This is a genomic window from Paenalcaligenes sp. DL 309 (assembly GCF_057475285.1).
Genome location: NZ_JBYBKW010000002.1, coordinates 36,444 through 60,437, shown reverse-complemented (window position 1 = coordinate 60,437; position 23,994 = coordinate 36,444). Strand labels below are relative to the sequence as shown.

The 23,994-nt window shown below is 42.8% G+C and carries 21 protein-coding genes and 1 pseudogene; 12 read left to right on the top strand and 10 right to left on the bottom strand.

Going from position 1 to position 23,994, the window contains the following annotated elements:
- Entirely contained in the window at window positions 1-2,535 is a 2,535-nt protein-coding gene (locus AC2UZJ_RS02995; RefSeq protein WP_486948646.1) for an AAA family ATPase, read from the top strand.
- Here AC2UZJ_RS02995 and AC2UZJ_RS02990 read toward each other — a convergent pair whose 3' ends face one another.
- The 3 genes from AC2UZJ_RS02990 to AC2UZJ_RS02980 are packed head-to-tail and all read right to left on the bottom strand — an operon-like array spanning window position 2,536 to window position 4,409.
- Entirely contained in the window at window positions 2,536-2,907 is a 372-nt protein-coding gene (locus AC2UZJ_RS02990) for a hypothetical protein (RefSeq protein ID WP_486948645.1), read from the bottom strand. It abuts the gene before it with no gap.
- 15 nt (window positions 2,908-2,922) lie between these two features.
- Window positions 2,923-4,023 carry a glycerol dehydrogenase gene (locus AC2UZJ_RS02985; RefSeq protein WP_486948644.1) on the bottom strand — a complete coding sequence of 367 codons (1,101 nt, stop codon included), beginning with the start codon at window positions 4,021-4,023 and terminating at the stop codon, window positions 2,923-2,925.
- 23 nt (window positions 4,024-4,046) lie between these two features.
- Window positions 4,047-4,409: a hypothetical protein gene (locus AC2UZJ_RS02980; protein WP_486948643.1), complete on the bottom strand. Its 363-nt coding sequence runs from the start codon at window positions 4,407-4,409 to the stop codon at window positions 4,047-4,049.
- 73 nt (window positions 4,410-4,482) lie between these two features.
- On the opposite strand from AC2UZJ_RS02980, the gene AC2UZJ_RS02975 reads away from it, so the two are divergent.
- A complete protein-coding gene (locus AC2UZJ_RS02975; protein WP_486948642.1) occupies window positions 4,483-4,614 on the top strand; it encodes a hypothetical protein in 132 nt (43 codons plus the stop codon).
- A 270-nt stretch (window positions 4,615-4,884) separates the two neighbouring features.
- Here the strand turns inward: AC2UZJ_RS02975 and AC2UZJ_RS02970 are convergent, their stop codons facing one another.
- Window positions 4,885-6,387 carry a metal-dependent hydrolase family protein gene (locus AC2UZJ_RS02970; RefSeq protein ID WP_486948641.1) on the bottom strand — a complete coding sequence of 501 codons (1,503 nt, stop codon included), beginning with the start codon at window positions 6,385-6,387 and terminating at the stop codon, window positions 4,885-4,887.
- Between the two features lie 59 nt (window positions 6,388-6,446).
- The gene (locus AC2UZJ_RS02965; protein WP_486948640.1) at window positions 6,447-7,925 is read right to left on the bottom strand and encodes a SulP family inorganic anion transporter; all 1,479 of its coding nucleotides are present in this window, start codon (window positions 7,923-7,925) and stop codon (window positions 6,447-6,449) included.
- A gap of 153 nt (window positions 7,926-8,078) precedes the next feature.
- On the opposite strand from AC2UZJ_RS02965, the gene AC2UZJ_RS02960 reads away from it, so the two are divergent.
- The 3 genes from AC2UZJ_RS02960 to AC2UZJ_RS02950 are packed head-to-tail and all read left to right on the top strand — an operon-like array spanning window position 8,079 to window position 12,090.
- Window positions 8,079-10,028: a sensor domain-containing diguanylate cyclase gene (locus tag AC2UZJ_RS02960; protein ID WP_486948639.1), complete on the top strand. Its 1,950-nt coding sequence runs from the start codon at window positions 8,079-8,081 to the stop codon at window positions 10,026-10,028.
- Window positions 10,029-10,051: 23 nt separating this feature from the next.
- Complete coding sequence (locus tag AC2UZJ_RS02955) at window positions 10,052-10,819, top strand: MipA/OmpV family protein (RefSeq protein WP_486948638.1); 768 nt, start codon at window positions 10,052-10,054, stop codon at window positions 10,817-10,819.
- A 59-nt stretch (window positions 10,820-10,878) separates the two neighbouring features.
- Window positions 10,879-12,090 (top strand): NnrS family protein, encoded by a 1,212-nt coding sequence (locus AC2UZJ_RS02950; RefSeq protein ID WP_486948637.1) that lies wholly within the window; start codon window positions 10,879-10,881, stop codon window positions 12,088-12,090.
- A 19-nt stretch (window positions 12,091-12,109) separates the two neighbouring features.
- Here the strand turns inward: AC2UZJ_RS02950 and AC2UZJ_RS02945 are convergent, their stop codons facing one another.
- Complete coding sequence (locus AC2UZJ_RS02945) at window positions 12,110-12,400, bottom strand: hypothetical protein (protein WP_486948636.1); 291 nt, start codon at window positions 12,398-12,400, stop codon at window positions 12,110-12,112.
- A gap of 117 nt (window positions 12,401-12,517) precedes the next feature.
- Here AC2UZJ_RS02945 and AC2UZJ_RS02940 point away from each other — a divergent pair, with 117 nt between their 5' ends.
- The gene (locus AC2UZJ_RS02940; RefSeq protein ID WP_486948635.1) at window positions 12,518-13,069 is read left to right on the top strand and encodes a DUF4142 domain-containing protein; all 552 of its coding nucleotides are present in this window, start codon (window positions 12,518-12,520) and stop codon (window positions 13,067-13,069) included.
- On the opposite strand, the gene AC2UZJ_RS02935 is transcribed toward AC2UZJ_RS02940, so the two are convergent.
- Window positions 13,066-14,700, bottom strand: a complete 1,635-nt coding sequence (locus AC2UZJ_RS02935; RefSeq protein WP_486948634.1) for a Na+/H+ antiporter — start codon at window positions 14,698-14,700, stop codon at window positions 13,066-13,068. The genes AC2UZJ_RS02940 and AC2UZJ_RS02935 overlap by 4 nt on opposite strands.
- A 217-nt stretch (window positions 14,701-14,917) precedes the next feature.
- On the opposite strand from AC2UZJ_RS02935, the gene AC2UZJ_RS02930 reads away from it, so the two are divergent.
- Window positions 14,918-15,988, top strand: a complete 1,071-nt coding sequence (locus tag AC2UZJ_RS02930) for a YeiH family protein (RefSeq protein ID WP_486948633.1) — start codon at window positions 14,918-14,920, stop codon at window positions 15,986-15,988.
- Between the two features lie 6 nt (window positions 15,989-15,994).
- On the opposite strand, the gene AC2UZJ_RS02925 is transcribed toward AC2UZJ_RS02930, so the two are convergent.
- Entirely contained in the window at window positions 15,995-16,762 is a 768-nt protein-coding gene (locus AC2UZJ_RS02925) for a sulfite exporter TauE/SafE family protein (protein WP_486948632.1), read from the bottom strand.
- A complete protein-coding gene (gene pta / locus AC2UZJ_RS02920; RefSeq protein WP_486948631.1) occupies window positions 16,759-17,766 on the bottom strand; it encodes a phosphate acetyltransferase in 1,008 nt (335 codons plus the stop codon). The genes AC2UZJ_RS02925 and pta overlap by 4 nt, the downstream gene beginning before the upstream one ends.
- 146 nt (window positions 17,767-17,912) lie before the next feature.
- Between pta and AC2UZJ_RS02915 the strand changes: the two genes are divergently transcribed.
- The 3 genes from AC2UZJ_RS02915 (at window position 17,913) to AC2UZJ_RS02905 (ending at window position 20,266) form a co-directional block, all read left to right on the top strand.
- The gene (locus tag AC2UZJ_RS02915) at window positions 17,913-18,716 is read left to right on the top strand and encodes an IclR family transcriptional regulator (protein ID WP_486948630.1); all 804 of its coding nucleotides are present in this window, start codon (window positions 17,913-17,915) and stop codon (window positions 18,714-18,716) included.
- A 100-nt stretch (window positions 18,717-18,816) separates the two neighbouring features.
- Window positions 18,817-19,925, top strand: a protein-coding gene (locus AC2UZJ_RS02910) for an IS3 family transposase (RefSeq protein WP_486948947.1) whose coding sequence is annotated in 2 segments (ribosomal slippage) — window positions 18,817-19,069 and window positions 19,069-19,925 — 1,110 coding nt in all. Because the reading frame shifts where the segments join, the coding sequence is not laid out codon by codon here.
- Window positions 19,925-20,266: a cache domain-containing protein gene (locus tag AC2UZJ_RS02905; RefSeq protein WP_486948946.1), complete on the top strand. Its 342-nt coding sequence runs from the start codon at window positions 19,925-19,927 to the stop codon at window positions 20,264-20,266. The genes AC2UZJ_RS02910 and AC2UZJ_RS02905 overlap by 1 nt, the downstream gene beginning before the upstream one ends.
- 46 nt (window positions 20,267-20,312) lie before the next feature.
- On the opposite strand, the gene AC2UZJ_RS02900 is transcribed toward AC2UZJ_RS02905, so the two are convergent.
- Window positions 20,313-20,840: a peroxiredoxin family protein gene (locus AC2UZJ_RS02900; RefSeq protein ID WP_486948629.1), complete on the bottom strand. Its 528-nt coding sequence runs from the start codon at window positions 20,838-20,840 to the stop codon at window positions 20,313-20,315.
- Between the two features lie 67 nt (window positions 20,841-20,907).
- On the opposite strand from AC2UZJ_RS02900, the gene clcA reads away from it, so the two are divergent.
- Window positions 20,908-22,281: a H(+)/Cl(-) exchange transporter ClcA gene (clcA, locus tag AC2UZJ_RS02895; protein WP_486948628.1), complete on the top strand. Its 1,374-nt coding sequence runs from the start codon at window positions 20,908-20,910 to the stop codon at window positions 22,279-22,281.
- Window positions 22,244-23,983: pseudogene (poxB, locus tag AC2UZJ_RS02890) on the top strand (ubiquinone-dependent pyruvate dehydrogenase). The gene clcA and the pseudogene poxB overlap by 38 nt, the downstream one beginning before the upstream one ends.
- Window positions 23,984-23,994 lie beyond the last annotated feature (11 nt).

The window sequence follows — 23,994 nt, the reverse complement described above, 5'->3', positions numbered from 1 at the left end:
ATGAAAATACTTGAATTACGTTTTAAAAACCTCAACTCCTTATACGGGGAGTGGTTGATTGATTTCACCGATCCTGATTATGAAATGAACGGGATTTTTGCCTTAACAGGACCTACGGGAGCCGGTAAGTCCACGATACTAGACGCTATTTGCTTAGCTTTATACGGCGCTACACCACGCCTAGGGCGTATCACCGCTAATGCGAATGACATTATGTCTAGACAAACAGGCGAGTGTTTTGCCGAGGTGGTATTTGCTTCACAAGCGGGGCAGTTTAGATGCAGGTGGGACCAAAGACGGGCACGTAAGGCAGCTACAGGAAAGCTACAAACTCAAGAACATCAGATTGCAGAGGCACACACTGGCAAATTGATTGAAAGTAGAGTGAGTCGTGTAGTGAACGTGGTAGAAGAGAAAACGGGCATGGATTTTGAACGCTTTACGCGTTCTGTATTATTAGCTCAAGGGAGTTTTGATACCTTTTTAAAGGCCGATGCTGAAGAAAAATCTAAGCTCTTAGAGCAAATAACTGGCACAGAAATTTATACCACTATTTCACAACGTGTACACGAGCGTTTACGTAATGAGCAAGCGTTATTTAAGCAACTCATGACGGAAATTGCCGGTATAGGACTGTTATCTCTGGAAGAAGAGCAGCGTATTCAACAACAACTAGAGCAAACTGAGTTCGATTATAAAACCGTTCAGGCTGAACTCAATAAAGTGAATAAGGCCATAGATTGGCTAGGGGTGCTGCAAACCTTAGAGCAAGAGATAAAAAATCTTCAGAAGCAACACAACACATTACAAGCTAAGCAGCAGGCTTTTGAACCAAAGCGCCAGCAGTTAGCCTTAGCTAATCAAGCTGCCATTTTAGAGGGTCTGTATGCGGAGCTAAGCACTTTAAAAAAACAACAGCTAAATGAGCAAACTGAGCTCAAAGCCGCGATGACACAACTGCCCAACATACAGCAACAAGCCGCTCAACAAGCCGCGCAATACGAAGCCGCTGTCAAACAGGTGTTAAACGCCAAGTATGCCTTAGAAAATGCTAAGCCCTTATTACAAGAAGTGCGTCTCTTAGATCAGCAATTACCCAAACCTTATAAGCAGTTAAAAGACTTGCCTTTGATGTCGGTAGCGACTGAGCGTGAGCGTTTAGAGCACTGGTTGCAGGGGCGTTTATTGCGCGAGTACGAACAAGAAAAAGAAGCTTTGTGGCGCGAAAAATTGCTACTAACAAAAATAGCGAGTCTAGAAGAGGAGCGTGCTTTACTGCAAACAGATGCACCCTGCCCTTTATGTGGTGCCACAGAGCATCCTTATGCACAAGCTCAGCTGCCCACAGTAGATACTGTAGATCAAAAGATGGCAGTCATAGACAACATCATCAAACAAGTGGGGATTTGCACAGAAAATATCAAAAAGGCGGAGCTGTCTGAGTTGGTAGCACGCCGCCATACATTATATGGGGAGCAAGATCCTGACCAGCAAGAACAGCACCTAATGCAGGCGATAAAAAAAGCCGAACAGGCAGAAATCCAGAGTCGGTTTAATCACACAGCGCTCCAGCAAAAATATATAGCCACTCAAGCCCAACTAGAAAGCTTAGAGCAACGCATAAATCAACGGCAAATGGACATTGCGACGCTGCAACAGCAATGGCATAAGGCTCTGTTGCAAACAGGCTTTAAGGATGAAACCGCTTTTTTAACTGCTCGCTTAAGTCCAGCACAACGTGAAAGCTTAGCGACCCAAGTTCAAAGTCTTGATAACGAACTGCTTAGCTTAAATAGTCGTTTGCAAGATCGCCGTTTAGCGCTGCAAAACGAGAAAGCCAAACAGCTCACCGCCGCCACTGCAGAACAACTATTGCCGCAACAAACAGCTAGCACCGCACAGCATCAACAGCTACAAGAGCACTTAGTGCAATTACGTTATCAGCTGCAGCAAAACAATACGGCCAAAGCTCAAATACAGTCTAAGCAGTTAGCCCTAGCGGCTCAGCAAAAAGAATGCCAAAAATGGGAGCAGTTACATGCTTTAATTGGTTCAGCAGATGGCAAAAAGTACAGAAATTTTGCTCAAGGTTTAACTTTTGAGCTTATGGTGCAGCAAGCTAATCAACAATTAGAAAAAATGACAGATAGGTATTTACTGGTGCATGATGCCACCCAGCCTTTATACTTAGATGTAATTGATAATTATCAAGCTGGAGAGATGCGCTCCACCAAAAATCTCTCTGGTGGTGAAAGTTTTGTTGTGAGCTTAAGTTTGGCTCTAGGTTTATCTAAAATGGCCAGTCAAAAAGTGCGCGTGGATTCGTTATTTTTAGACGAAGGTTTTGGCACGTTGGATGAAGATGCTTTAGATACGGCTTTAGGCACTCTGGCTGGCTTACAGCAAGAAGGCAAGCTCATTGGGGTGATTTCTCATGTGCCCGCATTAAAAGAGCGCATAGCTACACAGGTGCGTGTAACTGCAGGGCAAGGGGGGCGTAGTCAAATTGCAGGGCCGGGTTGCTTACGAATTTAGTTATTTATGCTCATCTAAAAACTTCTGTTTGGCACGCTTTAAACGTAATATTCTAAAATGCAAAGCATTACGTTCTATGTCGTCCTGAGCTTCGTTATAAGCTTGACGTAGTGTGGCTAATTCACGCTCAAATCGCATTAAGCCTTTGGTGTAAGCATCCTCGGATTTATTATGTGGCGTAGGGGGAGATAAAGCAGAAGTGGTGTCTTGAGAAGGCTCCACTTCTTTAAGCGGCCTTTTACCTGTAGGCGATGTTTTCTTTTTTGAGGTGTTTATACCGTAAAGATAGCTGCCTACTTGAAACGCCGCTTTATTAATGCGAGCCTTCAAACTGATTATGTAATCGGTCAGAGTTTTAGGCTTTTTAGGCATTTTTGCTATATACCTTTAAACCCATTCTTGACCTAAACGGTCTGCAGCTAGAATGGCAGAGTAAACGGTATTAGGTGTGACAACGAAAGGCATGTTGTGGATACTTTCACCCTCAGCGCAGCTAGCCTTAGCGATGGTCATAACTTTGGCTTTAAGCTCATCGCCTTCAGCAGTTACGCCAAGCTCTTTTAAAGTCACGGGTAAGCCTAGAGCTACGCAAAAACTCAGCACATCTTCTAGCTCTTCTGAGTCACCGTTTTCCATGACCAGTTGTACTAAAGTACCAAAAGCCACCTTTTCCCCATGGTACATGTGATGGCACTCTTCCAGTCCTGTCATGCCATTATGAATGGCGTGAGCGGCGCCTAGGCCAGCACTTTCAAAACCAATCCCACTTAGTAGGGTGTTAGCTTCTACAATATTATTTACCGCTTCGGTACAAGCGCCTACCTCTACGGCAAGTTTGGCTTTATAGCCATCGTTTAGTAAGGTGCGGTAGCAAAGCTCAGCGAGAGTGTAAGCCGCTAAAGTGGCAGTACCACCGGCCATGGTAGGTTGATTAGTGGTAACGCAAGCGCGTGCTTCGAAATAAGTAGCCAGCGCATCACCCATGCCCGCTACTAATAGGCGTGCGGGGGCCTGAGAAATAATGCTGGTATCCATAATGACCATTTCTGGGTTTTTGGGCAACATTAAATAGCTATCAAAACCACCGTCTGCCGTATAAATAACAGATAAAGCGCTAGTAGGCGCATCAGTGGAAGCAATTGTTGGGGCCACCACAACGGGTACTTTAGCAAAATGCGCTACCGCTTTGGCAGTATCGATGGTTTTACCACCCCCTACACCCAAGACCACGTCGTGTTTGCCAGCTTCGACTAATTTTGTGAGACGTTTGATTTCATCGTGGGTACATTCACCGTTGAAATTCTCAAAATGACTAGACAAGGCGGCCTTTTCTAAACTGGTTTTGACCTGTTTGCCAACAAGATTCATCACAAAGTCGTCAGCTAATACCAGGGCATTAGTGGCCAAAGGTTTGGTGTAATCACCGATCTGTTTAAGCGCATCAGCACCTTGCACATATTTAGCGGGAGACTGGAGTACTTTAAGCATAAGTAAAATCCTTTTGGTTGAGATTAGTTATTATTATCAGTAGAAATAAGTTCAGACCATAATTGGCGTCTACAGTAATCTTTGACTTGCTGTGTTTTCTTCATGCCAATATTGCTATAACCGTCACTTTGGCTACGCAGCGTTTCAATGGTGTCTTCATAACAAGGACGTATGGCTTGTTCTAGCTTCTGTGCAGTATAGCCGTGTTGGCACCAGGTAGACCACCTTCTTAGGCGTTCTACAGAAATAACTTTGACTCTATCTGAGGGGCCATAAAAATGGTGGAAGTGAGTGCTAATGCAGGCAGATTGTTGCTCTTGCGCTATTGCAGTCAAAGGACTGATTAGCAAAAGGCCAACCCAAAATCGAATAAGGTGCTTAAACATAGCCTACAATAGAGAAATCAAGATGATATAGCGTGATGTGATTTGCACATTATGCCTTTTAAAGGACGATAACATGCGTATTGCATTATTTATATTTGGCGCTTTAGCTGCCGGGTATTTGATAGTTAAAGGGTTTAAACAAATGCTAGCGGAGCATCGAGAAGATGACAGCAAGCCGCCTCAACTACCGAAAGATGATGAGTGAGTAAGAAAGCGCGAGGAAAGTTTTGACTGATGTTTAGTTTAGTGTCTTGCCGTAAAATAAAGCAGTGCTAAGACTAGAGAGCCACCGAATACAAACACGAGTGGCAACAACTCAAGTAAAAAAGCGTACTGTGATAGCATAGTTAACTCCTATAACTGGCTGTAGATGTAAGTGTATTTTACTTACATCTAGTCAGATAATGAATTATACCCTATAAATATAACGTGATTTAGCGTTGAGAAGAAAAACTAGTCGTTCAGCACAGCAAACTTAGAGCGTGTTTTTATAGATTTTCCCATCTTTCATAATTACATGAAAGTTTTCATCGGGATTAATAATAAAATCTAAGTTTGTCGTAGGGTCACCGTCAGCAATAATTAAATCCGCATAACCACCTTCAATAATTTGCCCTAAGATGGCAGGATAGGGGTTACGCGTGCCACATAGAGCTAAAAGTTCGCCGTTATCTTTAGTGGCTTGTGCTAATAAAGTGAGTGGATCGTAAAAACGAGTGAGTTTGGCTAGCTGATTGTTTTGAGTGTGAGTTTTGGCTGGATTAAATAGAATGTCGGTACCCCAGCCTGTTTTAATATTGTATTTTTGTGCCATTTCATAAGCATTAGCAGTGCCCTGGCTGACGAGTTTTTGGGCTTCTACTTTACTGACTTCATTATAAAAATTGGCATCTTCATCTTGAAGAAAAGGCTGTAGACTCCACCATACACCTTCACTTTGCATCATTTGTACGCTTTCTTCGTCTGCCAGTTGGCCATGCTCAATACTTTTGACACCATTACGAATGGCACGTTTAATCCCTTTAGGAGTGTAAACATGAGCCATTACATAGGTGTTGTAATCGCTAGCAGCGGCTACACCGGCTTTAATTTCAGCCTCGGTAAATTGTGTACTGTCTAAAGGGTCATAAGTAGAGGCAACGCCACCGCCTACTAATAGCTTAATTTGAGAGGCACCATGCATGAGTTGTTCACGCACACGACGTAACACTTGCGCCTCACCATCAGCAATCATAGATACGCCAGCGCGTTCTATAAAGCTAAGGTCATTTTGGCTAGCACGTGGTAGATCTGAGAGAAAACGAAAGTCTCCGTGCCCAGAGGTTTGAGAAATCATGGCTCCAGACGGATAAATACGAGGACCATCTACTATGCCACTATCTATAGCATCTTTTAATGCAAATGCGGGACCTCCTACATCACGTACTGCAGTAAAACCGCGCATTAGCGTTTTCTGCGCTTGATTTGCTGCAGTTAAGTACATATAACCCACATCAGAGGTCATGGCTTTCATTTGATTGATGGCGGCCAACATAGTGTGCCAATGGGCATCAATCAGACCCGGCATAAGCAGTTTGCCACCACAGTCAATAATGTGCGCGTTTTCTATTTTTTCATTGGCAGCCAATATGGCTGTTATTTTATTGCCTTCTACCAAGACGTGTTTGTCAGTCACAGGAGGCTTACCGCTGCCATCAAATAAACGTAAATTAGTAAATAGGGTAGGACGCGGAGGGGTATCTGCGCTTTTTTCTTTAGGGGAGGCGGCCACAGATAGGGGAACAACTCCAGCAAAAGCTCCCATCATCAAAGACATGCCACCTAGCAGTTTACGGCGTGTCATGTCGTTCATAATACGTTGATGCAACTGCTGGCTCACGGTGCTGCCGCAATCACAGTCAAAATGTAATAAACGGCCTTTTTTTTGCTTTTTTTGGACGGTGGTAGACGGATGATGGTGTTTGTATGCGTGAGCCATAGTTTGTCCTTTTTTCTGAATAATTGATATTTACCATCAGAGTACCAGAGTCATTACCGCTATGTGTTTCTAGCCGTCGAAGTTGACAATAGTTTTCTAGGTTCATCTGCCAGCTGGATAATTAAACGTCTGGAATCTTTATTCATATTAATTAAAGAGACCTCTATGTTTTTAGCCTGTAATTTGGTATAGACTTTTTCTATGCTTTCTATAGCGGTCAGATCCCAAATAGAAGCCTTGGCAAAATCGATATTTACATGCGCAATAGGTTCATTTAAATCAATACTATCTATGAATTGCTTAGCTGAAGCAAAAAATAGCTGACCTTTGACTTTGTATATACGAGTTTGGCCATCTTCAGAGAGATGATTCGTCACTTTAAGCAAATCTACTACTTTATGGGCAAAGAAGATCGCAGATAACAAAACACCCACTAATACACCCTGAGCTAGATCTTTAGTCCATACGGTAACTACCACGGTGGCCAACATAACCACACTGGAGCTGCGTGGGTGAGTGAGCAGTGTTTTTACTGAACCCCAATTAAAGGTGCTAATAGATACCATAATCATTACTGCTACTAAAGCAGCCATGGGTATACGACTTACCCAATCACCTAAAAACACAATTAGTATTAATAAAAATACGCCGGCACACAAAGTAGATAAACGACCTCGACCTCCGGCCTTGACGTTAATTACAGACTGACCAATCATGGCACAACCTGCCATGCCGCCTAAAAAACCCGTGGCTACGTTAGCTACGCCTTGACCCACACATTCGCGGTTTTTATTGCTTGGGGTGTCAGTCATTTCATCTACTATGGATGCTGTCATCAGTGATTCTAACAGCCCTACTACGGCTAAGGTGGCGGCATAGGGAAAGATGATTTTTAGCGTTTCCATATTTAATGGAATGTCAGGTATTAAAAATATGGGTAAAGAACTTGGTAGCTCCCCCATATCACCTACCGTGCGCACTTCTATATCAAAAAATAACGTGACTGCGGTTAGCACAATAATGGTTATTAAGGGCGAAGGTAAAACGGTAGTGAAGTAAGGCAGTAGATAAATGATTCCTAAACCGGCTGCAGTGAGCGCATAAACGTGCCAAGTAACATTTGTTAGCTCAGGCAATTGAGCGAGGAAAATTAAAATGGCGAGAGCATTTACAAAACCGGTGACTACGGAACTGGAGACAAAACGCATGAGACCACCCAGTTGTATTAGTCCGGCTACAACTTGTAGCAACCCTGCTAATACCGTGGCAGCCAGTAAATATTGCAGTCCGTGGTCGCGGACCAAAGAGGCAATCACTAACGCCATGGCACCAGTGGCTGCTGAGATCATACCGGCTCTACCACCTGCAAAAGCAATAATAGTAGCAATACTAAATGAGGCATAAAGCCCCACCTTAGGATCCACCCCCGCAATGATGGAGAAAGCGATGGCCTCAGGGATGAGCGCCAAGGCGACTAGTAAGCCAGAGATCACATCTCGGCGGGCATTAAATAGCCAAACGGATTTGAGATTTAACATGCAGAATCCTTATTCTGCGCAGTGCCGCAGTAAATAAAAAGTAAAAACATAAGGGGGTTTCAAAGATTTTGGATTGTAGCATAGCGTAAGTGCTACTATTTTTCTTATACTAGTAAGCTTGGGTATTACACGGCCGTAATTTTTGGAAAGCAGATGGTTAAAAAATGGGTGGCATGGGTAGCGGTTCTTTTTGTGGTTTTAACCTCTGCTTTAAGTATAGGGAAAACTATTTATGATGAAAGGCTACAAGAGTTAGTTTATTCCCGCCATAGTCATTTAATTAAAACGGCGCGCACCTTATTGCATGAGCACTTGATGAAAGTGGTGCAAGATACGCATCAGCTTTCTATCATTTCTTGTATTCAAAGATATTTAAATAACCCTAGCTCCCAAAATTATGAAATTTTAGAGCGTACTCTGATGCATACAGCCAATGTATATGGCCGTTATGATCAGATTCGAATAGTCAGCCTACAAGGTAAAGAGTTGGTTCGTATCAATCACGCTATCTTAGGCGCTTTTACAGTTCCTCAGAATCAGCTGCAAGACAAGTTGGATAGGTACTATATACAAGAAGGCTTGAAGTTAAAGCCGGGGCAGGTTTACTTGTCACCTTTAGATCTAAATGTGGAACATGGGGTGATAGAAAAACCGCTTAATCCAACCATACGTTTAGTGCGTATGATGATAAATAATGCAGGCGAGCCAGCAGCACTTCTAGTATTAAATTACAAAGCAAGAGGTATGCTCAATCAGTTTATAGAGCAGTTTCCTCAATCTGATAGGGCCATGTTACTCAATATGGATGGGTATTGGTTGGCAAATCATCAGACCGAAAATGAATGGGGTTGGATGCTAGGTCATCCAGAGCGCACTTTAAAACAATGGAGTCCGGAGTTATGGGATGCAGTCACAACGAGTCGTACTGGAACCTTTAATAAAGATGACGATCTTTTCACTTTCGGCCGTATTGATATTGCTAATATTTACCAAAGTACCTCTCACGCCCCCTACATAAGGGATTTAGGTTTAATTAGCAACTTGAAAGCGTCTACTTGGACCATCTTAGTACAAACAGATAGAGCCGATTGGCAAAAGAGAGCAGTTTATAACTCGTTTTGGTTTAGAGCGGCTTTAATCGGTTTTGTGTTAGCTTTATTAAGTATTATTTATTTATTAGTTCGTAATCAGTATCAACATCAACTGAATACAAAATTACAAAATCAACAGCTAGCTAACTTTAGAGATCTCTATGAAAATGCGCCTATTGGTTATATTACCTTAGCCGCCGATGGTTTAATCACGAATGTTAACAAGGTGCTTTTAGGTTATTTAGGTTATGCACGTGATGATATAGTGAATAAACTGTATTTGAAGCAGATTGTGGATAGTTCATCACAAAGAGAATTAGAACAATTTTTACTCACACTAACCGATGCCCAAGAACGTAAGAGTCGTCTTACTATGCGTAGTGTAGATGGTCGTCAAGCAATTATGCGTTGTAATATTTCCTTACGTACCGAAGAGAGTACCTTTTTGCCTATTGGTCGTTGTAGCGTACAAGATATTAGTGAGCAAGTACGTTTAGAAAAACGCTTAGAAAATCTAGCCCTTAAAGATCCGCTGACAGGATTAGCTAATCGTCGTTGTTTTGATGAGGCAGCGAAGAAAGAGTTTGATAGGGCACAACGCACAGGTAACACACTAACGGCAATTGCTCTAGACATAGATCACTTTAAACGGGTTAATGATACCTATGGACATGCTGCAGGCGATGAGGTGCTTAAAGAGTTAGCACAGCAATGTCAGATTATGTTGCGCAGTACCGATATCTTGGCGCGCATGGGGGGCGAAGAGTTTGTTATTTTATTACCTGACACGTCTATAATTCAGGCTGTAGAAAAGGCAGAATCCATACGTCGGGTTTTAGCAGGAGTCGTGGTAGTGCTGTCTAATGGTGCACGTATTCAGTTTACGGTGTCACTTGGAGTAGCAAGCTTAGGTGAGTACGACGCTAGTATTCAGCAGCTATTAGCAGCTGCTGATGAGGCTTTATATGATGCCAAGCGTTCGGGCCGTAATTGCGTTAAAGTAGCCCTTTAATTTCATTATTTTTAGGATTATCAGTGAATAAGAGATTACATGGTTTAAAGTGTGCAGTAGGGGTTATGGTAACTGCTCTTACTTTACCTTTGTCTGCACAGGCGCAAACCACCCTTGGCATAGGCACCGGTATTATGCCGCAATACGAGGGCGCTAAAAAATATAAAGCACAGGTTTATCCGTTGTTTAGTTATGAGAAAGATAATTTCTTTCTTGGACCCAAAGTAGAAATGCCTGCCGCGGGTTTACAAGCCCATTTGGCTGATAACTGGAAAGTTGGGGTGTTTGGTTCATATGCCATGGGTAGAAAATCCAGAAAAGATAGTCATCTGCAAGGAATGCGTAATATTAGTGATCATATGGCAGCTGGTGTGTTTAGTAACGTTCATTCAGGTAATTTTTCTTTTGATCTTACGTATTTTCATGCCTTAAAAGACGGTTATGGCGGTGGTGTACAAGTTGGCGCAACGTATAAGTTATTACAAACCGCAGCCTCTGCGTTGCGTGTGGGAGGGACCTTAAGCTGGGCAGATAATGATGCTATGGATACAAACTTTGGCGTGAAAAAAAACGAGTCTCAGTCCAGTGGAGGGCGCTTAAAGCCCTATGAGGCGTCAGCAGGTTTACGCTCTATGTCTGTGTATGGTGCTTATCATCATCAGTTGAGTCCTAGCTGGAGTTTCAATTCTTCACTTGGAATTAAACGGTTGGCTAGTGATGCGGCAGATAGTCCTATTACGCAGCGTAAAGCCAGTGTATATGGCGGAATAGGTTTAGGTTATTCCTTCTAATATGAGCTGCTGCTGTTAAGATTGAGTTTTTGATTCTTCTTATCTGTAGAGGTAATGCTATGACCTCGAGCGCTATCAATAGTAATCGCAATAATACAAATACTGTTTTAAAAAACGGCTTGGGATTTAGGCCGTTTTTTTGGTTAGGAACTCTTTTCTGTCTACTTGCTCTAAGTGTGTGGTGGCTATTTTGGCATGGTCAAATTGTCCTCATGCCTTATGGTGGCATGTTGTGGTGGCATCAGCATGAGATGCTATTTGGCTTTGTGGCCGCTATTATTGTTGGGTTTTTATTAACCTCAGTCCAAAACTGGACTGGTTTACCTAGCTTAACGGGGTTACGCTTGTGGGCGTTGGTACTCATTTGGCTCTTAGCGCGGTTATTATTGGCTTACCCTCTAGGCTTACCTATACTGCTGATTATTTTTATTGATGCGCTATTTTTGCCTTTAGTGGCAGTTTTCGTAACCTCTTTAGTCATAAAAACAAAAAAATGGCGTAATTTAACTATTGCTCCCTTATTGTTATTGCTAGCATTTGCTAATGTTTCCATGCACGTGGGCTCACTTTATAATAATAACGACTTAGTACTACAAAGTGCTTATTTTGCGGTGTGGCTAATTATTTGTCTCATTTTACTTATAGGCGGTCGAGTTATTCCTTTTTTTGTCTCGCGCGGTGTAGGGAGACCACAGGTGACAGCCTCTAAAAATAGAGAAAGACTGGTTTTTATTAGTGCAGCGGTGTTGTGTTTATTGCAGTTTTTGCGTGTTTTGGATTTTAATGTATCTGCTATTATTTTTGTAATTCCTTTGATATCTCTAAGTGTTTTAAATGTTTGGCGTCTTAGTACTTGGGAGTTACAACATTGCTGGCATGAACCCTTGTTATGGGGTTTACATCTAAGTTATGCGTTTGTGATTGTTGGCACAGTGATGTGGGTGTTCAGCGAGTTTGCCTTCTTGCCGGTGGATTTGGCTTTGCATGCTTTAAGCGTAGGAGCCATGATGACCATCATCTTTGCCATGATTACCCGCGTGGGTTTAGGACATACGGGTAGAAAAATACGAGCTTTGCCAGGGGTGGGTATTGCCATAAGTTTATTATTGCTCGCAGGATTGTTACGCAGTGTGTTACTTGTGATTTTGCCTGAGACGGCCTTATGGGCCTATCGTACGAGTTTATTATTAGCCATAGTAGCGTATGCACTATTTATCGTGCATTACACCAAAATACTTTGGACGCCTCGCCCTGATGGCAAGGCGGGCTAATGCTTGAGAAATGGTTAATTTAACTGCTGGAGCTTTCGTTTAGGATTTGTTCAGCAGTAGCGGCATAGCCTTGCGGGTTATCGGGATGGGCTTTGGCATAATCTAACCAAAGTAAGCCTACGCGGCTAATTTCATCGGCTTGGTCACCATCTATGGCTGTGCCGACTTTGTGCATCGCAAAGTCTGTGATCTCCTCAGGGTCAGCTAAAGCTACACGTAACTGCTCGGCATCATTAATTAAATGCCCGTAGTGCTCCATGTAGCCCACTAGCACGCTATACAAGGTGCGGGGGTGTAGATTGAAATGCATACCTAACTCCTTTTTACATTTGGTTTTGCTTTTTTTCCTAGCTTGTAGATAGTGTAACGTATGATTGTATGGTAGATGGTTAAACAATCATCAATTTGCTTAGTTAAGGAGATACCTATGTGTGTACGACTTCTTGCAGTGGCTGCTGCTGTAGCGGGTATAACGGCGTGTGGCATGAAAAAATGTTGTGACCTGACTAAACAAGGAAGACATTTATCCTTTAAAGATCGATTTTTTTTAAAAAAAGCGGCTCGTGCTGGTATTTATGAAATACAAGCCGCTAGGCTGGCCATTGCTACAAGCCAAGATCGAGAAATACAATCGTTTGCCCAAGTGATGATCCAAGAGCACAGAGCACTATCTAATGAACTCAAAGGGTTAGCAAAAGCAAAAGGAGTGGGTCTTCCTATTGCTCCTGGCGTGATGCAAGAAGAACACTTGGAAGAGCTCAAGCAAGCAACGGGTACTGCCTTTGACGCCCTTTACGTGAAACATACCGTTCGGATGCATGAAGAGACTGTTAGATTATTTGAGGCTCAAGCGCTTTCGGGAAGTGATGAAGAAGTGTCGGGGTTTGCCTCAGATGCTTTGGAATTACTTGAGCAGCATCTGCAGCATGCGCATATGCTGCAAAATCACATTCAATCTACGCCTACCTCTGATGCTTAGTTAAAGCGTATTTGATCGTAATCTAGTTGCTTCCCTATGTCTCGGGCCAGCTCATCAGAGATTTCATTATCTCTAGCTAAACGGTAAACAGTGGTGCGTGCGGCATCAATAATTGCTAAACGCATCGCTCTTTCCGTTAAATAATGTTGATAGTGAGGGTTTTCTAGCGTGTGATTAATATCAAAGCTATTTTCAAACTCTAGTAATAATCGATTTTTCAAGGCGTGTTGTTCGATTTCATTTAATTGGAAGTCATCTTTCTTTTGTTTTAATAACAGAGCCTCTACTTGCTTAGAGGCGGCCTCCATCGCTTTAGTTATAGCAAGATGTTTTTGCTTATCTAGGGGGGAGTACGCTTTGTTTTCTTTTTCACTGCCTTTTAAAAGTAATGGTAACCCAACACTGGCAATTAATAATGAAATAATAATGACGGTAGCGGCTAAAAAAATAGCTAAATCACGTGCTGGGAAAATTTCTTTAGTAGGTAGCAATAAAGGTAATGTTAAAACACCTGCTAAGGTCACTGCCCCTCGCACACCCCCTATAGCTAATATAGAAATATCACGTATTGAAGTTCGGTTTTCTAAAGGAACAGGGGTTCTACGTAAAAAGCGTGCTACATGTATAGAAAGAAATACCCAGCCAAAACGAAAAACAGCTAAAACCACACAAATCACTACCGCATAAACAATCAGCCACCAGGGGCTACGATGCCCAGTTTCCTCTACTACTTGCACAGCACCTTGAAAAATACCCGGTAACTGCTCCCCAAGTAAGATAAACATCATGCCATTGAGCGTGAATTGTATGGTGTCCCAAATGGCATTTCTACGCATGCGGGTAATGGGTGATGCCGCACCAGAAAGTTCAAGTCTACTCATAGTCAGACCCGCAGCCACCGCGGCTAAAATGCCAGAAGCTCCTATTTGTTCAGCAACGGCATAGGCGGCAAAAGGGATGAGTAAACTAAGTAATATTTCTGCACCAAGTTCCTCTCCATATCGTTTTGTAAATTGAGTACGAAAAAAAGAAAGCAGCCAAGTTAGTGATATGCCGGTAATGACGCCGGCTACCGCTAACCAAAGAAAGGAGGTAGCAGCACTGTAAATGGAGAAGGCTCCGGTCATCATGGCTAATACCGCCATACGGAAAGCTACCAAGCCGCTAGCGTCATTAAATAATGCTTCGCCTTCAAGCACGGCCATCACGCGGCTAGGGATCGCTAGTCTACGCCCTATACCTGCTACCGCTACAGGGTCGGTAGGAGACACAATGGCCGCTAAGGCAAAGGCTACTGGCAAAGGCATGGAAGGAATCATCCAATGCATTAAATACCCTAAACCTAGCACCGTAATAATTACTAGACCAAATGCTAGATGAAAAATGCCAACGCTATCACGTTTTAAGGCATCTTTAGGAATACGCCAACCATCTAAAAAGAGCAGGGGAGGTAAAAAAAGTAAAAAGAAAATGTCTGGATTGAGCGTAAGTCCTTCTTGAAATACACCAGCCAATAAAAAGCCTAAAACTATTTGAATTAAGGGCAATGGCACCCAAGGAATTAAACGTACTACTACGCCACTGACGAGTATAGCGGCAAAAATGGCAAAAATGAGGCTGATGTTTTCCATTAAAGTTGACTTTCCAAGCTAAAAGTAACATGTCTAGCAGTACAGATTGCACATGATAGTAACCGACGAGTTTTTTTTTGCCTAGGCAGAATCTGTGGATTATTTGTCATAAAACGCAAAAACCTCAATCGTTTTCATATTTCGAGACATTTTGGCTTGATAAATGGTTTTTTTGTCGTAGAATATAGTAATTCAAGATAATAATTAAGGAATGGTTATGGGGGCAACTACTGTTCACTCTTCTGCTCAAGCAGAGCGAGTTACGTTAAAAGAAGAAAACACACAGCAGAAAGACACATCAAATAAACCCACACTATGGCAGGGGCTTGCTTTAGCAGCCGCTTTGGCTGTAGTAGCTATGATTTTAGGGAGATGGTTACCTACAGTAGGTGGGCCGGTGTTTGCTATTTTATTAGGGCTTGCGATTAGAAACTCTATGGGTATGAGGCCGGTATTTCAACCCGGGTTGACCTTTGCGTCTAAAAAAGTGCTGCAATGGTCTATTATTGCTTTGGGCTTTGGTTTAAGTATTACTCAGGTTGTGCAAACGGGCTTGGAGTCATTGTGGGTGACTCTAATTACTATGGCAGCAGCCTTTATTGTGGCAGGACTCTTAGGTAGGATGCTACGGGTACCAGATCGATTATTAACTTTAATTGGTGTAGGTACAGCGGTTTGTGGTGGTTCTGCAATTGCTGCAGTATCACCTATTATTAAACCCAGTGAGCATGAGATGGCCTTTGCTATTTCGACCATCTTCTTATTTAATGTGGTGGCCGTATTAGTATTTCCTTTTTTTGGTCATCTCATGAATATGTCGGATATTGGTTTTGGCCTTTGGGCTGGTACCGCCATTAATGACACCTCTTCAGTGGTAGCAGCCGCTTATAGTTACAGCACAGAAGCCGGGGATTACGCTACGGTGGTAAAGCTAACCCGAGCTACTTTTATTATTCCTATTTGCTTGTTTTATGTTTTTATTGAAATAAAACGTCAAAAAGAAGAAGGCAGTGGTTTTAGCATTAGACGTTTAATCCCTTGGTTTATTGTTTGGTTTGTGGTGGCTTCGGCGGTAAGATCTACTGGTCTCTTACCTGCTGAAGTATTAGTGGGTTTACAGTTTTTGGCTAAGTTTTTGATGGTATTAGCTTTAGCAGCTATTGGGTTATCAAGCAATATGCGCGCGATGATACGCACAGGCTGGCAGCCAGTAGTCTTAGGATTAGGAGTTTGGTTAGCCGTCACATTTACTAGCCTAGGCGTACAAATGTATAGCGGGGCGTGGTAATAGTTCTTAACTAAATAGCTGCAGCTCTTTAAGACTCCCTATAATTAAGCCCAAGCCGATAATGACTAAGGTCACAAAGGTAATACGTCGCATGTTTTGGGGGCTTACTGGAGGTGGAAAGCGCTGTGCTAATAAGGTGACTATAGCTACACACGGAATAGCAATGGCCGATATTAGCAGGGAGTCTTTGGGTAAACCTTCAGTAATCACCTCATAAAATGTGCGTGAAAAAGCCGTACAGGCAAACATTAAAAGCAGCATGTTACGTATGACTGGCATGCTCATAGGTTGTCTGTACATGTGAAAAATAACCGGTGGCCCAGGCATACCAAATAACCCACCACATAACCCAGAAACAAAACCAACCGTAAAAAAAGATTTTAAACTGGACTCGGTTTTTCTTTGTTTAGGATTTAGAGCAAAACTAATACCACTATAAACAATAATTGCTCCCAGTATAAATTCCAGGATACTTGCTGCCTGAGTGCTGAGATAATTGAGCAGCACCACGCCAATAACACTTGAAGGCACAATGCCTAATAAGGTGGTATTAGCAATGCGCCAGTCTATATGGTGTAAATGGCGTGGCAGGGCTACTGCACTATTAACTAAACTGATTAAACTGACTACCGTAGCAATAAACGCCACGCTAGTTAATTCCATGCCGCTACTTACTCCAATCACAATCATGGCTAAACCAAAGCCTGTTACTGTTTGAAAGTAAGTACCTATGGCAATAATCAGTAAGAGAATGCTCATAGTGAAAATGCTCATGGTTTAGGTCTACCTTTAGCTTGTAAAGAAGTGATAGCGATAACACTGAAAACATCCTCAGCGCTACAACCCCTAGATAAATCATTGGCGGGTTTATTTAAACCTTGTAATAAAGGACCTATAGCAGTAGCTCCACCTAAGCGTTCGGCAATTTTATAACCAATATTTCCAGCATCAAGAGTAGGGAAAATGAAAACATTGGCGCGGCCCTTAACAGTAGAATTTTTGAGTTTTTTGGCAGCAATATCAGGAATAATTGCGGTATCAAACTGCACATCTTCATCAATGGCAACTCCCGGTAGAGCGGCTTTAACCCGTTGAGCTGCGTGTTGAACCTTAGTCACAGAAGGGTGCTTCGCACTGCCAGCAGTAGAAAAACTCAGCATGGCAATACATGGCTCAGTTTGTAATAACGTGCGTGCGCTTTGAGCAGCAGCTAAAGCAATGGCAGCGAGTTCTTCTTCGTTTGGATCTATCATTAAGGCACAATCACTAAAAATGACTCCGCCTTGTATTGGGTGATGGGGTTTTTCTAAGAGCATTAAGAAAAAGCTAGAAACCACGGTGGTATCGGCGGCTTTGCCAATCAATTGTAGAGCGCTACGCACTACATCCGCTGTGCTGTAGACTGCGCCCGCTACGGATCCCTCAGCATGATTACAATGCACGAGCATATTAGCAAAGCAAAGCGGATCGTTGAGTGCTATATGTGCTTTTTCTGCTGTCATGCCTTTGCTTGCACGTTTGGCTACTAAGGCCTGTGATAACTCTGCTCTTTTTTTAGAAAGCGTAGGGTCTTCAATACTAAGAGCGCTAATATCAAGCCCTAATTGACTAGCTGCTTTTTGTATTTTAGCTGTATCACCCACTAATATGGGGTGTGCTACACCTTCTTGTTTTGCTTTGTAGGCGGCACTTAAGATGCGTTCATCAGTCGCTTCACTGACAACAATACGTGCGGGGGAAACTTTAGCCGACTGGATGAGTTGATCAAGTAAATTCATGAATATAAACCTTTATCTCAAATAATGGTATAAAAAGTTTCGTTTATTGTATTTTTACAAATTTAACGATAAAATAAGGATTGGTCAATGGTTTGTGATGTTTTTTTGTATTATATGTATTAAATTATAATTTATTGGTGAGGAAAATGAGTAATAATCAACATTTAAATCAAAAAGACGCAGTTAAAATAGCGGGTGATACCCCTACGATGCGTCTTTTTAGTTTGTTAGAGTTAATTGCTGCACAAGACAGACCATTTTCTTTACAAGACTTGGTCAATAGTACGGATCTACCTAAACCCACCGTACACAGAATGTTACAGCAGTTAGAGGGGGCCAATATGCTGATTAGGGATACAGACGGTAGACATTACTGTGTGGGCGGTCGTTTACGTCGTTTAGCTGAGGATCTGTTATTTAATGATACTAAATATGGTGCTAGACATGCGCTGCTTAGATCCTTAGGGAGTGAGTTAGGTGAGAGCTGTAATCTAACCATGCTCTCGGGTCATGAGGTTCTGTATTTAGATCGCGTGGAAACGGAAGCGCCTTTACGCTTTTATTTACGCCCGGGTTCTAGAGTCCCTGTGCATTGCTCGGCTAGCGGCAAGGTGTTATTAGCACAAATGCCACCCGCTCAGCGTAAGCGATTATTAGAGCATGTACCCTTTGAAATATATACAAAAAATACAATTCGATCCCTAGAAGAATTGGAAGAAGAAATAGAAAAAGTACGCGAGCAGGGGTACGCTTTTGATAATGAGGAGTTTTTACCTGGGTTATTTTGCGTGGCGGTACTAGTGCCTCGTAAAGATGGTAGTCGTTCTAATATGGCCGTTGCCACGCAAGCTCCTATTATGCGTATGACAGCTGATAAAGCTTTAGCCGCTTTGCCGGCTTTACAGCGTGCTGCAGAGTCTCTTACTAAAATTGAAGCCCAATTTGTTTAGATTAAGGATATAGGCGCGGTCTCGCATAAAGTGTCCACTTCCCCTAAACTGAGACAGTCATAATTGGAGTTTTCTGCGATACTTTACGTAGGAGACGATGATGAAGAAATCACGATTTACTGAATCGCAAATTATTGCGGTGTTAAAAGAAGCGGATGCGGGCATGAAGGTGAGCGATGTTTGCCGCCAGCATGGTATTAGTAGCGCCACGTACTACAACTGGAAATCGAAATACGGTGGCATGGAAGCGTCTGAGATGAAGCGGATGCGTGAGTTAGAGGAAGAAAATGCCAAGCTCAAACGCCTGTTTGCCGATGTCAGCTTAGAGAATCAAGCGATGAAGGATTTATTTGCAAAAAAGGGTTGGTGACAGCAGAGAAAAAAGCGTGTGCCCAAGGCCTTGTTGCTCGCGGTGTCAGTGTGGTGCGAGCCTGTTTGGCAACGGGACTAAGTCGTTCTGGTTATTATCGCCCAGAAAAAGACTGGCGCATAGCGGATGCTGCTGTCATTAATGCGATTAATGACGTATTAAAAAAATCACCTCAAGCTGGTTTCTGGACGTGTTTTGGTCGATTGCGTTTTCAGAAGTATGGATTTAATCATAAACGGGTGTATCGTGTTTATTGCCGTTTAGGGCTTAATTTAAGGCGCCGCATCAAGCACGTTTTACCCAAACGCACGCCTCAACCCTTAGTAGTGGAGAATAAACCAAATCACCAATGGGCACTGGATTTTATGCACGATACCCTTTACTGCGGTAAACGTTACCGCACGTTAAACGTATTGGATGAAGGCACGCGAGAGTGCTTGGCGATTGAAGTGGACAGCTCGTTATCCGCCGACCGCGTCATCCGTACCTTAGAGCAGTTAAAGGCAGAACGTGGGCTGCCCCAACAGATTCGTCTTGATAACGGCCCTGAGTTTATTTCAGTCAAGCTAATGGATTGGTGTGAGAAAAATGAAGTAAAAATACAGTATATTCAACCGGGTAAGCCCCAGCAAAATGCTTTTATTGAGCGTTTTAATGGCACTTTTCGGCGAGAGTTTTTAAATGCGTACTTGTTTGAGTCATTGCATCAGGTACGAGATATGGCGTGGTTCTGGCGATTGGATTACAACGAGGAGCGCACGCACGAAAGTTTAGGTGATATTCCCCCGTCGGTATACCGACAACAACTGGAAAACTCTAGTTTAGAACTGTGTCAGTAATGGGGGAGTGGACAGCATTACGTAAGTTTCGCAATAGGCAAAGTGGTTTTAGAAATCCTGATCAGTACGTGTATGTGTTGGATAAAAAAAATCGCCGTATAGAGTGGAGTCCGAATGCCACACACACCTTAAATGGTAAAAGCTTAGATGAGATTGAGGATATTCAAGGCACAGCGTTTTTAGCTCAAATGGTAGATAATGCTAGTCCCAATATCATTCAACAAATTGACTACTGGTGGTTTAGCCCCATTAGTCAACGTGTTGAATTACGGCGAGGTTTTTATCAGCAAGTAGGTGATAGTGTGATCGCGGTAGGTACTTATGTGTTACCTGCTGATTGAATCTCAATATATTTGTTTGTAGTTGCGTTGTCCTTGTAGTGGTTGTTTAGTTACGGGCAACCCCTAAGATTTCTAAGTTTGCAATCATATCCTCAGCGGACGTGTCTGGGTTGATGTTTTTATCAACCTTTATGACACGTCCGTTTTTGTCTATGTAAATAGTATGACGTTTTGCAAAACCCATAAAACTTAAAACATCATACTCTTTTGCTACGGATTTATCTTCATCGGAGAGTAGAGGAAAATCCGCTTCGGTTTCTAGTGCGAAGGCCTCGTTAACTTCTAAAGGGTCTACGCTAGCCATAAAGTAACTCACATCGTATTCACGAATTTTATCGCCATTTTTCGCTAAAGATAAGCATTCAATAGTACAGCCAGAAGTATGTGCTTTAGGAAACCAAGCTAAGACCACTGCTTGCTTTCCTCTGTAATCTGCCAGATTATAGGTTTGACCATCTGAACCTGGCAGCTCAAAGTTTGGCGCCATTTCTCCTACTTCTAGGGCTACAGCGGTGCTCATAGGTAAAGCTAAGCAGAGCCCACTTAATATAACTTGTATTTTTTTAATCATCATTTTGCCTGCTATCTGTTATGGTTAGTTTTAACAAAAACTATACTTTAATTTATAGCCTTCATTCTCTATGCCTCAGTTTAAGCTAATAAAACGATTTAAAAAAATAGATACTGCTGCTGTAGTGGTATTACTGTGCTCCGTTGTCGTTGGTTCTTTGGCCGGTTTTTTTGGGGCCTTATTTAATAAAGCCGTTACTTGGGTGGTTAATTTACGTACTGAGTCAGTGGCAGAAATCAGCGTAAGTTTATGGATATCCATACCGCTCATGTTTGTTATTTCCAGCTTGCTTGCGATGTTTGGTTATTTTATGGTGCAGCGAGTGGCACCTGAAGCGGGTGGATCAGGTATTCCAGAAATTGAAGGCTCATTACAAAACTTGCGCCCCGTGCGTTGGTGGCGAGTCTTGCCTGCAAAGTTACTTGGAGGTGTAGGTACCTTAGGTTCTGGCATGGTGTTAGGACGGGAAGGCCCTACAGTACAAATGGGCGCAAATGCCGGCCAGATGGTGCATGATGTACTTAAGTTAAATAATCCAGAATCAAGACATATCCTATTGGCGACGGGAGCAGCAGCGGGCTTAGCGGCCGCATTTAATGCGCCTTTAGCAGGGGTGCTGCTTATTATTGAGGAAATGCGTGAAGAGTTTCGTTATAACCTCATTTCTATTAAGGCGGTTTTTATTGGTGTGATTATGTCTACCATTATGGTGAGATATATGGACGGTAATAAACCGTTGCTGCAAGTGGTGGAGTACCTTAGCGCACCCATAGAGACGTATTGGCTTTATTTGCTGTTAGGAATTTGTTTTGGTTTCTTGGGTATAACGTTTAATTATTTTATCCTCCGCGTACAAACGTGGTTTCAAGCATTTAATGCTGGAGGGAAATATCGCTTTATTTTAATGGGAGGCCTTGTAGGTGGTCTTATAGGCGCTGTGGGGGTTGTTTACCCTAGTATTAGTGGCGATGGTTTTCATTTAATAGATCGTATTAGTGCTGGTAGTTTTTCTTTAGCTGTTTTAGCGCTGATTTTCTTTTTTCGCTTTGTTACCTCCGTGCTGAGCTTTAGCTCGGGTGCGCCCGGTGGTATTTTTTCGCCTTTATTAGCCTTAGGTACCCTGTTTGGCACGGCTTTTGGTTTGGCAGCCATAACGCTTTTCCCTCATTATGAATTGCAGGCAGGCAGTTTTGCCATTGCCGGTATGGCGGCTTTATTTGCGGCTACTGTACGGGCCCCCCTCACTGGCATCGTGTTAGTGTTAGAAATTACAGGTAATTATTTGCTAATACTACCCATTGTTATTACCTGTTTAGGCGCCATTACGGTGGCACATTTATGCGGCGGTAAGCCTTTATATACTCAGTTATTACAACGGATTTTATTAAGATATAAAAGGGAAGAGGATGAAAAACAAACAAACCATAGCATCTCTTATAGCTAGCACCTTAGAACAAGCAGGTGTTAAGCGAGTGTGGGGCGTAACGGGAGATTCGTTAAATGGGATGAATGATAGCTTGCATCAATTAGGCACCATAGAGTAGATGGGTACGCGTCATGAAGAAGTAGCGGCTTTTGCTGCTGGTGCAGAAGCTCAACTCACGGGTGAGTTAGCCGTGTGCGCAGGCTCCTGTGGTCCAGGTAATTTGCATTTAATTAATGGTTTATATGACTGTCATCGTAATCGGGTGCCAGTATTGGCCATTGCATCGCATATTCCCTCTTCTGAAATTGGCAGCGGTTACTTTCAAGAAACGCATCCCCAGCAGTTATTTCAAGAGTGCAGTCATTATTGTGAAATGATTACCCACCCTGAGCAACTACCGCAAGTATTAGGCATAGCCATCCGAAAGGCCATTCTTAATAAAGGGGTCTCAGTGATAGTCTTACCTGGCGATGTGGCTTTGCTACCTGCTCCTGAGGGAGCCACGGCAGCGTCTATGGCTTATGCTCCAGCAGCACCGGTGATGACACCGCAGTTAAGTGAAGTGCAAAAACTGGCTGAAGCCTTAAACCGCAGTGCAAAAATCACCTTAATGTGTGGTAGCGGCTGTGCCGGTGCGCATGATGAAGTGGTAGCGCTAGCCGAAGTCTTAAAATCGCCTGTGGTGCATGCTCTGCGTGGTAAAGAGTATATAGAGTGGGATAATCCCTACAGCGTAGGCATGACAGGGTTGATAGGTTTTGCCTCAGGTTATCACGCGCTGGAAAATGCCGATACAGTATTACTTTTAGGCACAAAATTTCCTTATAGAGCTTTTTATCCTAAAGATGCCAAAATCTTTCAAGTTGATATTAATGCCGATAGCATTGGCTCCCACAGCCATGTAAATTTAGCGGTTATGGGGGACATTAAGACTACTTTAGAACAGTTGTTGCCGTTGCTCACAGAAAAAACTAAACGCAAGCATTTAGACGACGCACTCAAGCATTACGAAAAAACTCGAGCTGAATTAGATGAGTTGGCGCAGCCTAGTGCTGAAGGCACAGCCATCCATCCGCAGTATTTAGCCAAACAAATCAGCCATTTTGCTGCTGAAGATGCTGTTTTTACCTGTGATGTGGGCACACCCACCGTGTGGGCGGCACGTTATTTGGAAATGAACGGTAAGCGTCGTTTATTGGGGTCCTTTAACCATGGTTCCATGGCTAATGCCATGCCTCAAGCCATAGGAGCGCAAAAACTAGACACCAGTCGCCAAGTAGTGGCTTTATGTGGTGATGGTGGGTTCTCGATGCTAATGGGAGACTTACTGTCCTTAGCTACGATGAAGTTGCCCATCAAAGTGGTGATTTTTAATAATGGCGAATTGGGTTTTGTGGCAATGGAAATGCAAGCCGCAGGTTACGTGCCAGAAAGTGTGCATTTAGATAATCCTAATTTTGCCTCTATTGCTACAGCAGCCGGTATTAAGGGCATTCGGGTAGAGCGTAGCGCAGATTTAGAGGGCGCCTTACAAGAGGCCTTTGCTCATGATGGATCAGTAGTGATTGATGTGCTCACTGCTAAGCAAGAGCTCATTATGCCCCCCCACATAAAACTTGAGCAAGCCAAAGGCTTTAGTTTATATATGCTTAAAGCCATTATGAATAATCGTGGTGATGAGGTGGTTGATTTGATCAAAACAAATTGGTTACATAGATAATAAAATCGGAG